The sequence below is a fragment of the Neoroseomonas alkaliterrae genome (assembly GCF_014199195.1).
Taxonomy (GTDB): Bacteria; Pseudomonadota; Alphaproteobacteria; order Acetobacterales; family Acetobacteraceae; genus Neoroseomonas; species Neoroseomonas alkaliterrae.
The window spans coordinates 488,939-501,014 of sequence record NZ_JACIJE010000001.1 but is presented as its reverse complement, the minus strand read 5'-3'; the positions used below and the strand labels follow the sequence as shown (position 1 = coordinate 501,014).

11 protein-coding genes are annotated in these 12,076 nt (G+C 73.7%); 5 read left to right on the top strand and 6 right to left on the bottom strand.

Features of this window, described 5'->3' with window-relative positions; all coding sequences use genetic code 11:
- Positions 1 to 10: 10 nt before the first annotated feature.
- Together FHS88_RS02395 and FHS88_RS02390 are read left to right on the top strand one after the other, a co-directional pair.
- The gene (locus FHS88_RS02395; RefSeq protein ID WP_184480904.1) at positions 11 to 1,351 is read left to right on the top strand and encodes an aldehyde dehydrogenase family protein; all 1,341 of its coding nucleotides are present in this window, start codon (positions 11 to 13) and stop codon (positions 1,349 to 1,351) included.
- 33 nt (positions 1,352 to 1,384) lie between these two features.
- Complete coding sequence (locus tag FHS88_RS02390) at positions 1,385 to 1,966, top strand: GNAT family N-acetyltransferase (RefSeq protein WP_184480902.1); 582 nt, start codon at positions 1,385 to 1,387, stop codon at positions 1,964 to 1,966.
- 187 nt (positions 1,967 to 2,153) lie between these two features.
- On the opposite strand, the gene FHS88_RS02385 is transcribed toward FHS88_RS02390, so the two are convergent.
- Complete coding sequence (locus tag FHS88_RS02385; RefSeq protein ID WP_184480900.1) at positions 2,154 to 3,002, bottom strand: IclR family transcriptional regulator; 849 nt, start codon at positions 3,000 to 3,002, stop codon at positions 2,154 to 2,156.
- A gap of 133 nt (positions 3,003 to 3,135) precedes the next feature.
- On the opposite strand from FHS88_RS02385, the gene FHS88_RS02380 reads away from it, so the two are divergent.
- Positions 3,136 to 4,302 (top strand): acyl-CoA dehydrogenase family protein, encoded by a 1,167-nt coding sequence (locus FHS88_RS02380; RefSeq protein WP_184480898.1) that lies wholly within the window; start codon positions 3,136 to 3,138, stop codon positions 4,300 to 4,302.
- A gap of 32 nt (positions 4,303 to 4,334) precedes the next feature.
- Here FHS88_RS02380 and FHS88_RS02375 read toward each other — a convergent pair whose 3' ends face one another.
- Together FHS88_RS02375 and FHS88_RS02370 are read right to left on the bottom strand one after the other, a co-directional pair.
- Positions 4,335 to 5,600, bottom strand: coding sequence for an RsmB/NOP family class I SAM-dependent RNA methyltransferase (locus tag FHS88_RS02375; protein WP_184480896.1), 1,266 nt, complete (start codon positions 5,598 to 5,600; stop codon positions 4,335 to 4,337).
- Between the two features lie 127 nt (positions 5,601 to 5,727).
- On the bottom strand, positions 5,728 to 6,330 hold the full coding sequence (locus FHS88_RS02370) for a hypothetical protein (protein ID WP_184480894.1): 603 nt from the start codon (positions 6,328 to 6,330) through the stop codon (positions 5,728 to 5,730).
- A 260-nt stretch (positions 6,331 to 6,590) separates the two neighbouring features.
- Between FHS88_RS02370 and FHS88_RS02365 the strand changes: the two genes are divergently transcribed.
- Positions 6,591 to 8,279, top strand: coding sequence for an ArnT family glycosyltransferase (locus FHS88_RS02365; protein ID WP_184480893.1), 1,689 nt, complete (start codon positions 6,591 to 6,593; stop codon positions 8,277 to 8,279).
- Positions 8,280 to 8,903, top strand: a complete 624-nt coding sequence (locus tag FHS88_RS02360; protein WP_184480891.1) for a DedA family protein — start codon at positions 8,280 to 8,282, stop codon at positions 8,901 to 8,903.
- A 71-nt stretch (positions 8,904 to 8,974) separates the two neighbouring features.
- Here the strand turns inward: FHS88_RS02360 and FHS88_RS02355 are convergent, their stop codons facing one another.
- From FHS88_RS02355 to FHS88_RS02345, 3 genes are all read right to left on the bottom strand, one after another.
- Positions 8,975 to 10,054 (bottom strand): malate/lactate/ureidoglycolate dehydrogenase, encoded by a 1,080-nt coding sequence (locus FHS88_RS02355; protein ID WP_211842473.1) that lies wholly within the window; start codon positions 10,052 to 10,054, stop codon positions 8,975 to 8,977.
- Between the two features lie 154 nt (positions 10,055 to 10,208).
- On the bottom strand, positions 10,209 to 10,967 hold the full coding sequence (locus tag FHS88_RS02350) for an SDR family oxidoreductase (protein ID WP_184480888.1): 759 nt from the start codon (positions 10,965 to 10,967) through the stop codon (positions 10,209 to 10,211).
- Positions 10,968 to 12,068, bottom strand: coding sequence for an ABC transporter ATP-binding protein (locus FHS88_RS02345; protein ID WP_184480886.1), 1,101 nt, complete (start codon positions 12,066 to 12,068; stop codon positions 10,968 to 10,970).
- Positions 12,069 to 12,076: the final 8 nt, after the last annotated feature.

The following is a 12,076-nucleotide window of genomic DNA, read 5'->3' as shown; positions in this document are numbered from 1 at the left end:
TGCGCGCCGCATGAGCCCCGCCGAGGCCCTGGCCGCCCTGCGCGCCGCCGAGGCGACGGACGGCGCGCCGGACCTCGCGGCGCGGCGCGAGCTGCTCGCCCGCCTCGCCGCCGAGACCAAGCGCCGCGCCGAGGACATCGCCGCCGCCGCCGCCGCCGATTTCGGCGCCCGCTCGCGCATCGAGACGCTGCTCGCCGATGCGCTGCTGGTGGCCGATTTCGCGCTGCATGCCCGCCGCCACCTGCGCCGCTGGGCGCGCCCGCGGCGCGTCGGCGTGCCCTACCCGTTCTGGCCGGCGCGGGCGCGGCTCGAACCGGTGCCCAAGGGCATCGTCGGCATCCTCGCGCCGTGGAACTACCCGTTCCAGCTCGCCCTCGCCCCGGCGGTGGACGCCATCGCGGCGGGCAACCGCATCGCCGTGAAGCCCTCGGAGCGCACGCCGCGCTGCGCGGCGCTGGTGGGCGAGGTGCTGGAGGCCGCGCTCGGCCCGCGCATCGCGCGCTGCGTGACCGGCGATGCCGCCGTCGCGGCGGATTTCGCGGCCCAGCCCTGGGACCACCTCGCCTTCACCGGCGGCACCGCGACCGGCCGGAAGGTGGCCGCCGCGGCGGCGCCGAACCTGGTGCCGCTGACGCTGGAACTGGGCGGCAAATGCCCCGCGATCATCCTGCCGGGCGCGGAACTTGGGGCGGCGGCGCGCGCCATCCTGGTCGGCAAGGCGCTCAATGCCGGCCAGACCTGCGTCGCGCCCGACACGGTGCTGCTGGTCGGCCATGGCCGCGCCGCCTTCGAGGCCGCCTGCCGCGCCGCCGGCATCCCCGCGCCCGAGACCGCGCTGGTGGACGAGGCCGCCGCCGCGCGGCTCGACCGGCTGGCCGCCGGGGCGCGGCTGACGCCGCTCGGGCCGGATGGGCCGGGCCGCCGCCGCGCCCTCGCGCTGGCCGAGGCGCCGGAGGACCACCCGCTGCTTCACGAGGAAGTGTTCGGGCCCATCCTGCCGGTGCTGGAGCGGCCCGACCTCGCCGCCGCCATCGCCTGGGTCGCCGCGCGGCCGGCGCCGCTGGCCATCTACATCTTTGGCGCGAGCCCGGCGGAGGAGGCGCAGATCGCCGCCGGAACCCGCTCCGGCGCGCTGGTTTCCGGCCGCTGCGTGGAGCATGTCGGCTTCTCCGCGCTGGCCTTCGGCGGGGTCGGCGGCTCGGGCCATGGGCGCATGCATGGGGAGGAAGGCTTTCGCTCCTTCTCCAACCTGCGCGCGCGGGTCCGGCACGGGCGCTTCGCCCTCGCGCGAATGTTTGATCCGCCCCGGAGCGGAATGGCGGAAAGGATCGTTAAGAGGCTGGTGCGATAGCCTAGACCGGTCCATTCTCTCGCAATGGTTGCCATGGCGCCGGGAATTCCGCCTGTAGATACAGAACGCCTGCGGCTGCGCTGCGCCGAACCCCGCGACGCCGAGGCCCTCGCCGCGCTGATGAGCGAGGCGATCAGCGCCCGCCTCGCCTCCTGGCCGGTGCCCTACACGCCGCTGATGGCGGCCGACCGCATCGCCGGGGTGCGGATGGCCGCGGCGGCCCTGCGCTCCCTGCCGCTGGTGATCGAGCGGCGGGCGGATGGGGCGGTGCTCGGCTGGATCAGCATCTCCCGCGCGCCGGGGGACGACCGGACGGCGCTGATCACCTACTGGCTGGGCGAGGCCTTCCAGGGCGAGGGCTACATGCGCGAGGCCGCGCCGGCCGCCATCGCCCACGCCTTCGCGCTGATGGACGTGCAGCGCGTGCGCGCGGCGGTGCAGGCGGACAACGCGCCCTCGCTCGCGGTGGCGCGGCGGCTGGGCATGACGCCGCTCGGCGAGGGGCGCATCTGGTGCCCCGCGCGCGGGCAGGAGGAAGCCTGCCTGTGGTTCGAACTGCCGCGCCCCGCCGCGCAGCCCGCGCCGCCGCTCACCGCGGCGATGGAGGCGCAGTGATGCCGGCGGGTGAATGGTATGACCTGTCGCCCGCGGGCAAGGCGCGCGGGGCTGGTGGGGCGGCCGCGCGTGGAACCGGATCCTGACACCCTGAGGACAAGCGTCCGCAGGGCATGATGCCGGCGGCCGGCCGGCCGCGGGGCCTTCCGCGTGAGGCCGCGCTGCCCGCCGACCGCGGCCTCCCCCCTTACGCGCCCGCCCCGCGGGCCTCGCCGGGCCGGTGCCCGAGCCGCCGCGAGAGGTCGCGCCCGGCCTGCCTGACGCGGCGCGCGAGGCCGGCCAGCCTCGGCTGCACGCGCGCCAGCGGCCCGGCCAGGACGATCGCCGCCACCACCTCGCCGCTCGCCGCGAAGACCGGGGCGGCGATGCCGGCCACGCCCTCGGTCGCCTCGCCCAGGGTCACGGCATGGCCCTGCTCGCGCACCTCGGCGAGGATGCGGCGCAGGGCGCGGCGGTCGGTGACGCTGCTGCGCGTGAGCGCGGCCAGGCGCGCCCCGCGCAGATAGGCCTCGGGCCAGGGCGGCGGCAGGAAGGCGAGCATGACGCGGCCCGAGGCCGTGCAGTGGATGGGCCGGCGGTCCCCCACCGTCGCGGCGAAGCGCAGCGCGGTGCGACTCTCGACCTTGTCCGTATAGACCATCGCGCGGCGATCGGGCGCGAGCACGGCGAGCATCGCCGTCTCCCCGGTGTCCTCGGCGAGCGTCTGCAGCGCCGCGCGCCCCGCCTGGCCGAAGCCTTCGCCCTCACCGGCGAGGATGGCGCGGGCGAGGCCGAAGGCCTCGGGCCCCAGCCGCCAGGTGCCTTCGGCCTGCACCGCGCAGCCGGCCGCGGCGAGGCCGCGCAGCAGGCCGAGCAGCGTCGTCTTGGGCGCGCCCATGGCCGCGGCGAGCGCGGCCAGCGACGCGCCCTGCGGCGCCGCCGCGAGGCAGTCGAGCAGCCGCAGGACGCGCCCGACCGAGCGCGGGCCCGCCGCCGCGGGGGGCGCGGCGGCCGGGCGCGCTCGCCGCCCTGCCGCGCCGCTGTCGCGTGAGGCCATGGGTTCCCGTCCGCCCCTTCTCCCGTGTTCGGATATCCGAACGCAGGGTGGATTCCGCGAACGCGCGCGTCAATGCCGCATTGACAGCCCCGCGCGCATCTGGCCCCTTCGCCCGGCACCGGAGGGGATGGCCATGGCCTTCGAACTGACGGCCGAGCAGGCCGAGATCCGCGAGCAGGTCCTCAGGCTCTGCGCCGCCTTCGGCGACGAATACTGGCTGCGCAAGGACCGCGAAGGCACCTTCCCCGAGGAGTTCCACGCCGCCATGGCCGCGGGCGGCTGGCTCGGCATCGCCATGCCGGAGGCCTATGGCGGCGGCGGGCTCGGCATCACCGAGGCGGCGGTGATGATGCAGGCGGTCGCCGAGAGCGGCGCCTGCATGAGCGGCGCCTCGGCCATCCACATGAACATCTTCGGCCTGAACCCGGTCGTCGTCTTCGGCACCGAGGAGCAGAAGCGGCGCGCCCTGCCGCCGCTCATCGCCGGGCGCGACAAGCCCTGCTTCGCGGTGACCGAGCCCGATGTCGGGCTCAACACCACCCAGCTCAAGACGCGCGCGGAGCGGCAGGGGGATCGCTACGTGGTGCGCGGCCAGAAGATGTGGATCAGCACCGCGCAGGTGGCGAACAAGATGCTGCTGCTCGCGCGCACCACGCCGCTCGAGGCGGTGAAGCGCAAGACCGACGGCCTGTCGCTCTTCTACACCGACATCGACCGCGCGCGGGTGGAGATCCGCCTGATCGAGAAGATGGGCCGCCATGCGGTCGATTCGAACATGGTGTTCTTCGACGGCCTCGAGGTGCCGGTCGAGGACCGCATCGGCGAGGAAGGCAAGGGCTTCCACTACATCCTGCACGGCATGAACCCCGAGCGCATCCTGATCGCCGCCGAGGCCGTGGGCATCGGCCGCGCGGCGCTGCGCAAGGCGGCCGACTACGCGCGGGAACGCCGCGTCTTCGGCCGCGCCATCGGGCAGAACCAGGGCATCCAACATCCGCTCGCGCGCTGCTGGGCGCATCTCGAGGCCGCCGAGCTGATGGTCCTGAAGGCGGCGGCGCTCTACGATGCCGGGCGCGACTGCGGGGCGGAATCCAACGCGGCAAAGTATCTCGCCGCCGAGGCCGGCTTCTCCGCCGCCGAGACCGCCGTGATGACGCATGGCGGCATGGGCTATGCGCAGGAATACCATGTCGAGCGCTACCTGCGCGAAAGCCTGATCCCGCGCATCGCGCCGGTGAGCCGGGAACTGATCCTGAGCCACATCGCCGAGCGGGTGCTGGGCCTGCCGAAATCCTACTAGGCCCGCTGGGTGACGGCGGGCGGCGGCCCGGCTCAGGGGCGCCGGAACCGCGCCGCGAAGAACCCGTCCATCCCGCCCCGCCCCGCCCAGAAATCCGGCCGCGTGCGCAGGCAGCCCGCAGGCGTGATCGCCTCCGGCAGCCCGGGCAGCTCGGCCGGCAAGAAGGGCTTGTGCACCAGGCCGAGCGCGGCGGCGCGCGGGAGATGCGCCTCGCCCTCCTCCGGCTGCAGCGAGCAGGTGGCGAAGACCAGCCGCCCGCCGGGCCTGAGCATCCGCGCCGCGGCGGCGAGCAGCCGCGCCTGCGCCTCCGCCGCCGCGGGAACGTCGCGCGGGCGCTTGGCATGGGCGACATCGGGGTGGCGGCGGATGGTCCCCGTCGCGGTGCAGGGCGCGTCGAGCAGGATGGCGTCGAAGGGCGCATCCGGCGTCCAGGCGGCGGCATCGGCCTGCACGATGGTGGCGCGAAGGCGCAGCCGCGCGAGGTTCTCCCGCAGGCGGTCGAGCCGCCGCGCGTCGCGCTCGACCGCCGTGACCTCGGCGCCGGCGGCGGCGAGCTGCGCCGTCTTGCCGCCGGGCGCGGCGCAGAGGTCGGCGATGCGCTCGCCCGGCCGCGGCGCCAGCAGCAGGGCCGGCAGGGCGGCGGCGGCGTCCTGCACCCAGAAGCGTCCCTCGGCGAAGCCGGGCAGGTCGGTCACGCGCGTGCCGGCCGAAAGCCGCCAGGAGCCGGTGGGAAGCACCTCGGCACCCTCGGGCGGGCTGGCGCCCGGCGCGGGGGTCAGGTCGAGCGGCGCGGGGGCACGGTGGGCCTCGGCAATGGCGCGCACCGCGGGGCCATAGGCGGCGTGCCAGGAGGCCCAGAGCCAGGGCGGCGTGTCGAGCCGCGCGGCATCGAGCCCCTCCAGCGCCGCCGCGCCCTCGGCCGCGACCTTGCGCAGCACGGCATTGACCAGCCCGGCGAAGGCCCGCGGCGCGAGCGCCACGGCGGTGGCGACGGCGGCATGGGGCGGCGTGCCCAGAAGCAGCAGTTCCGCCGCGCCGATGCGCAGCGCGTGGCGCGCCGGGGGCGGCGGCTCCTTGCGCAGGAAGGGGGCAAGGATCTCGTCCAGGCTGCCGAGGCGGCGCAGCACCGTGGCGGCGATGCGGTGCGCGGCGGCGCGGTCGCGCGGATCGAGGCGCGCGGGCAGCGCCTCCAGCGCCTCCTCCAGCGGTCGGCGCTGCTCGAGCGTGGCGGTGAGGAGGTCGCGCGCGGCGCGGCGGGTGGGCAGGCCGGGCGGCGGCGGATGGGTGGGTGCGGTCAAGGCTTCACGCGGGCGGGGGTTCGCACGCCTTCATCGCACCCGAGGGGCCGCAGGGCCAGAGCGGGGGGCTTCGGTCGCCCCCGGGCGGGCCTGGCGGGGCTCCCCTGCGCCCCGCCAGGCCGCCGGTTCAGGCGCGGGCCGGCGCGCGGCGGCGCGCGGCGATGCCGAGGCCGAGCAGCCCCATCCCGAACAGCGCGAGCGAGGCCGGGCCCGGCACCGCCGCGAGGGTGAAGGAGAGGTTGTCCATCAGCATGCCGTCATAGCCGTTGTAGGCCGGCTGGTAGATCTCGAAGCGGCGGATGTTCGGCGCCGCGGCGGTCACGGTGTGGAAGGTGCCGACGCCGACGCCCGGCCCGAAGGCCTCGCCGAAGGCGACGAGATTGCCGCCGGAGACGGCGTCATACGCGTCGATGCGGATGCCCGCGACGCCGATGTCGATGCCCGTGATCGCGACCGAGGAGACGGCCTGGCTGAACACGCCGACCACGGCATGGCCGGCGCCGAACCAGTAGGTCCCCTGCGCGCGGATGCCGACGATCCCGGACGCGCCGGCGAAGCCGCCGGACCAGGTGAACTCGGTGTTCGCGAAACTCACGCCCTGGCCGGCGTAGAAGGCGCCGACGGGCGAGCCCAGGATCCCGTCCTCGAAGTCGAGGAAGGCCGCCTTCGCGGCGGGCGCCGCGGTGCCGACCGCGATGGCGGCGGCGGCGGCAAGAAGATGCTTCTTCACGTTCTGTGGTTCCCCCTGGTCCTGCGGGATGCCCGGCGGAACGCTCTCCGCGCCGGCCGCAGCCCGCCCCGATCGTCTCTAAAGCAGAAACTGCGCCAAGAAAAAGAGCAGTCGTAAATCAAAGGCTTCGCGCCTGGGTTGGTGCAAATAGGCGTCGCGATGTAAGATTTTTCGACAAGATCGGGGGCTGCCCCGGAGGCCCGGCGCGCCGCACGGCCTTCATGGCCGCCCGCGCCGCAGCGTGCTAGAGGCGCCGCGCGATGCGCGCCGCTGCCTTCCTCGACCGGCTGCCCGAAACGCGATGGCCGGCCCTCTGGCTCGTCGCGCTCTGCCTGCTGCTCTGGCTGCCGGGCTTCTTCACCATCCCGCCTGGCGACCGTGACGAGAGCCGCTTCGCCCAGGCCACGCGCCAGATGGTCGAGAGCGGGGACTATGTCCGCATCCGCCTCGGCGAGGTCGAGCGCAACAAGAAGCCGGCCGGCATCCACTGGGCGCAGGCCGCCGTGGTGCATGGTCTCGAGGCCGCCGGGGTGCCGGCGCGCGGGCAGATCTGGGCCTATCGCGTGCCCTCCCTGCTCGGGGCGCTGGCGGCGGTGCTGGCGACCTTCCTGCTCGGCCGCGCGCTGGTGGGGCGGCGGGCGGCCTTCGTCGCGGCGGCGATGCTCGCGCCCAGCATGGTGCTCGTGGTCGAGACGCATATCGCCAAGACGGATGCCGCGCTGCTGGCGAGCATCACCATCGCCATGGGCCTGATGGGCCGCGCCTATCTCGCGCCCGACCGCTTCAGCCCAACGATGGCGGCGGGGTTCTGGGCGGTGCTCGGCCTCGGCGTGCTGTTGAAGGGGCCGATCGCGCCCATGGTGCCGCTGCTGGCCGGCATCACGCTTGCCGTCATGGACCGTCCGCGCGGGGCGCGATTCTGGCGCCTCTCCGCCCCCTGGCTCGCGGCGCTGCGGCCGGGCTGGGGCCTGCCGCTGATGGCGCTCTTCGCCGCCCCCTGGTTCGTCGCCATCGGCATCGCGACCGAAGGCCGCTTCTTCGCCGAGGCGATCGGCGGCGACATGCTCGGCAAGGTCTCCTCGGGCGAGGAGGCGCATTGGGGGCCGCCGGGGATGTATGCGGCGATCTTCGGCATCACCGCCTTCCCCTCGGCCTGGATCGTGCTGCGCGCGCTGCCCCAGGCCTGGGCCGAGCGCATGAGCCCGCCGGTGCGCTTCCTGCTTGCCTGGACGGTGCCGACCTGGCTGCTCTTCGAGGCGGTGGCGACGAAGCTGCCGCACTACGTGCTGCCCACCTTCCCGGCGCTGATGCTGCTCGGCGCGCGCTGGGCGATGGACCCGCTGCGGGTGGCGCCGCCGCGCTGGATGGGCTGGCTCGGCAATGCGGCGCTGGTGGGCGTGGCGGTCGGGCTGCCGCTGGTCGCCGGCGCGGCGGCGCTGCATGTCGAGGGGCGCGTCGAGGTCTTCGCGCTGCTCGGCATCGCGGCCGGCGCCGCCATGGCCTGGGTGCTGCTGCGCCTCGCGCGCGCGCAGGCCTGGGGGCGGGCGGCGCTCGCCGGCGCGATCCTCGCCGTGCCGGTCTATGCCAGCGTGCTCGAGGGCGTGATCCCCCGCCTGCAGGCGGTGTGGCTCTCCCCGCGCCTCGCCGCGCAGCTCGCGGCCGTCGCGCCGGGGCTGCCCGACGAGCGCTTCGGCGTGGTCGGCTATCACGAGCCCTCCCTGCAATTCGCCCTGGGCGGGGAGATCCGGCTGCTGCGCGACGGCGCGGCGGCGGCGGCGTTCCTGGCCGGCGGGCAGGGCCGCATCGTCGCCGTGAACGACCGGCAGGAAGCCGCCTTCCGCGCGGCGGCTGCGGAGCGCGGCCTCACCTTGCGCGAACTCGGCACCGTTGCGGGCCTCAACTACGTGCGCGGGCGGCAGGTCGCGCTCTCGCTGTTCAGGGTGGACTGAATGTTCCAGTGGATCACCGAGATGGTGGCCGCCGGCGGCTATGCCGGCATCTTCGCGCTGATGGTGCTCGAGAACCTGTTCCCGCCCATCCCGTCGGAGCTGATCATGGCCGCCTCGGGCTTCGCCGCCGCGCGGGGGCAGCTCTCGATGCTGCTGCTGCTCGTCGCCGCGGTGGGGGGCACGCTGGTCGGCAACATCTTCTGGTACGAGCTCGGCCGCTGGCTCGGCGTCGAGCGGTTCCGCCCGCTGGTCGCGCGCTGGGGCAAGTGGTTCGCGGTGGAGGTCGAGGATCTCGACCGCGCCACCGCCATGCTCAAGCGCTGGGGGCCGTTCGCCATCTGCATCGGGCGGATGTTCCCGGGCGTGCGCACGCTGATCTCGGTGCCCGCGGGCATGGTCGAGATCCCGCGCGGGGTGTTCTACCTCTGGACGGCGCTGGGCTCGCTGGTGTGGCTCACCTTCCTCGCCTATGCGGGCTACTTCCTCGAGGACCACTACGACCGGGTGGAGAAGTGGGTCGAGCCGCTGGCCTGGGTCGTGGTCGGCGCGGCGCTCGGCGCCTATCTCGCGCATCTCGCCTTCGCCTTCCGGCGGGCGCGGCGGCGGCGGGCCGAGCGGCGCTAGCCGCGCCGGGACCAGCCGGCAGGCGCCCTTGACAGCGCGCGGCGGGGCGGGAGCCGGGCGCCGCGGCTGCCCTAGACGGGGCTCCTGACCCCGAGCCGCGTCGCGGTGGCGAGGATGCTCGCCCAGGCATCCTGCGGAAGCGGCACGCCGTTGCGGGTGCGCTCGGCGCGGCGCTGCTCCTCCGGCTCGCCGGGCAGCAGGACCGGCTGCGCGGGGTCCGCCGGACGGCAGGCGGAGATCCATTCGGCATAGGCGAGGCCCATGCGCTCGAACTCCGCCTGGGTGCCGAAATGCCGCGGGGAGATGAAGACCGAGAGCATCCCGTTGGCGATGCGCCCCCGCTCCCCGACAGGCCCCGAGGTGCCGCCGGCGGTCAGGCATCCGGCCAGCATCTCGCACATGAAGGCGAGGCCCGAGCCCTTGTGCTCGCCGAAGGCGCGGATCGCGCCCTTGCCGTTGGCCGGGTTGCGCGGCCCGATCGCGTCATAGGGGCCGTAGAGCGTGTGCGGGTCGGTCGAGAGCCGCCCGTCGGGCTCGATCAGCGCGCCCTCCGGCAGTTTCTTGCCGCCCGAGGAGGCCACCAGCACCTTGCCCTCCGCCACCAGCGAGGTCGCGAAGTCGAGCACCAGCGGCTTGCCCGGCAGCGGCACGCCGATCGAGACCGGATTGGTGGAGAAGCGCCGCTCCACCCCGCCGAAGGGCGCCACCAGCACGCTGCCCGCGACATTGACGAAGTGGATGGAGATGAGCCCGGCGGCGATCGCCTGCTCGGCATAATCGCCGACGCGGCCGATATGCCCGGCATTGCGCAGCGCGGTGACGCAGACGCCATGCTCCTGCGCCCGGGCGATGCCGAGCGCGACCGCCTGCGGCGCCACCGTCTGGCCGAAGCCCCACTTGCCGTCGAGCACGGCGAAGCAACCGCCATCGGTGATGACCTCGGCCGTCTGACCCTTCACCACATGGCCGGCTTCGAGCCATTCGACATAGCGCGGCACGCGCACCACGCCATGGCTGTCATGGCCCGCGAGATTGGCGCCGACGAGATGCGTCGCGATGCGGCCGGCTTCCGCATCGTCGCAGCCGGCGGCGACGAAGACGTCGCGCACCAGGGTGGTGAGTGCGTCAACGGGGATGTGCAGCATGTCCATGAGGGCATTCCCGAAAAAGAAAAGACGGGGGGAAGGGAACTTCCCCCCGAGCCCCCCAACCTTCTTTGTCTTCTGGGAACTGACAGCCAGGGCCGGTGCCAAATGGCAAAGAAGGGAGGGGGATCGGGGGAGGTTCACCCTCCCCCGGCCTTCATCACATCGCGGCGATCTTCTTCGCCTGCGGCGCCAGCAGGCGCATGTAGGTCGGCGTCACCAGCATCTCGGTGATGTTGGCGCGCGGCGGCATCGTCACCGCGAAGAGCGCCATGGCGGCGATGTCCTCGGGCTGCAGCAGGCGCTCGATCTCCTCGGCCGGCACCGGCTCGGGGCGGTTCTTGAGGATGTCGGTCGCCACCTCGCCGGGGCAGATGCAGCAGGAGCGGATGTTGTGGATCCCGTTCTCCTGGTTGATGGCTTGCGAGAGCGCGACGAAGCCGTGCTTGGCCGCGGTGTAGCCGGGCCCCGAGAGGAAGGAGATGTTCTTCCCCGCCATCGAGGCGATCTGCACCAGATGCCCGCCGCCACGCCGGCGCATCCCCGGCAGCACCGCGACCGAGGTCATGAAGGGCGCGGTGAGGTTGCCGTCCACCAGCGTGCGGATCGCCTCCGGCGTGAGCTGATGGAGGTAGCGCTTCGGCAGGTTCACGCCGGCATTGTTCACCAGGATGTCAGGCCCGCCGATCGTGCTCTCGACCTTCGCCAGCGCGGCCGCGACCTGCTTGTCGTCGGTCAGGTCGGCGGGCACGACGACGGCGCCCCCGCCGATCATCCTCGCGGTTTCCTCCAGCGGTGCCGTGCGCCGGCCGGTGAGGGCGACCTTCGCCCCCTCCTGCGCGAAGAGGATCGCGATGGCGCGGCCGATGCCGCTGCCCGCGCCGGTCACCCAGGCGGACTTGCCTTCGAGGCGTTTCATTCAGAGCACCTTGTCGGTGGTGGGGTCGATCAGGTGCATCTGATCCATGTGCGCGATCAGGCGCAAGGGCACGCCGACCTCGGCCGGCGTGGCGGGATCGAGCCGCGCGGAGATCTCGGCGCCATCGAGGCGGAAATGCGCGAGCGTCTCCATGCCCATGGGCTCGATCACCTCCGGCGTCAGCGTCAGCGGCGCGGGGTTCGCCTTGTCGGTCGGCTTGTCGTCGGTCAGGTGCTCGGGGCGGATGCCGAACAGCACCTCGCGCCCCGCATGCGCGGCGTATCGCGCGCTGCGCGCCTCGGGCACGTTCAGCCTGATGCCGTCGGGCAGCGCGAGCACCAGCGCGCCCGAGGCCTGCTCGAGCCGCGCGGGGATGAAGTTCATCGCCGGGCTGCCGATGAAGCCCGCGACGAACTTCGTCGCCGGGCTGTGGTAGAGCTCCTGCGGCGGGCCGACCTGCTCGATGATGCCGTGGTTCATCACCACCACGCGGTCGGCGAGCGTCATCGCCTCCACCTGGTCGTGGGTGACGTAGATGGTGGTGGTCTTGACGCGCTGGTGCACCTTCTTGATCTCGGTGCGCATCTGCACGCGCAGCTTGGCGTCGAGGTTGGACAGCGGCTCGTCGAACAGGAACACCTTCGGGTTGCGCACGATGGCGCGGCCCATGGCCACGCGCTGGCGCTGCCCGCCCGAGAGCGCCTTGGGCTTGCGGTCGAGCAGCGGCGTGATGTCGAGGATCTCCGCGGCCGCCTTCACGCGGGTGTCGATCTCCGCCTTGGGGAATTTCCTCAGCGTGAGGCCGAATGCCATGTTCTCGTACACGCTCATGTGCGGATAGAGCGCGTAGTTCTGGAACACCATCGCGATGTCGCGGTCGCGCGGCGGGATGTCGTTGACGATGGTCCCGCCGATGGCGATGTCGCCGCCCGTGATCTCCTCGAGCCCGGCGATCATGCGCAGCGTGGTGGACTTGCCGCAGCCCGAGGGGCCGACCAGGACGACGAACTCGTGGTCGTCGATCTCGAGGTCGATGCCCTTGACCGCCTGCACGCCGCCTTCATAGGCCTTGACGATCTTGCGAAGGGAAACCTGAGCCATTCTCGTTC

Bases quoted from the DNA above. Each gene is read 5' to 3' on its own strand.
- FHS88_RS02350 (WP_184480888.1), bottom strand. From the start codon at position 10,967: ATGAAACGCCTCGAAGGCAAGTCCGCCTGGGTGACCGGCGCGGGCAGC.
- FHS88_RS02360 (WP_184480891.1), top strand. From the start codon at position 8,280: ATGTTCCAGTGGATCACCGAGATGGTGGCCGCCGGCGGCTATGCCGGC.
- FHS88_RS02345 (WP_184480886.1), bottom strand. From the start codon at position 12,068: ATGGCTCAGGTTTCCCTTCGCAAGATCGTCAAGGCCTATGAAGGCGGC.
- FHS88_RS02355 (WP_211842473.1), bottom strand. From the start codon at position 10,054: ATGGACATGCTGCACATCCCCGTTGACGCACTCACCACCCTGGTGCGC.
- FHS88_RS02380 (WP_184480898.1), top strand. From the start codon at position 3,136: ATGGCCTTCGAACTGACGGCCGAGCAGGCCGAGATCCGCGAGCAGGTC.
- FHS88_RS02395 (WP_184480904.1), top strand. From the start codon at position 11: ATGAGCCCCGCCGAGGCCCTGGCCGCCCTGCGCGCCGCCGAGGCGACG.
- FHS88_RS02385 (WP_184480900.1), bottom strand. From the start codon at position 3,002: ATGGCCTCACGCGACAGCGGCGCGGCAGGGCGGCGAGCGCGCCCGGCC.
- FHS88_RS02390 (WP_184480902.1), top strand. From the start codon at position 1,385: ATGGCGCCGGGAATTCCGCCTGTAGATACAGAACGCCTGCGGCTGCGC.
- FHS88_RS02365 (WP_184480893.1), top strand. From the start codon at position 6,591: ATGCGCGCCGCTGCCTTCCTCGACCGGCTGCCCGAAACGCGATGGCCG.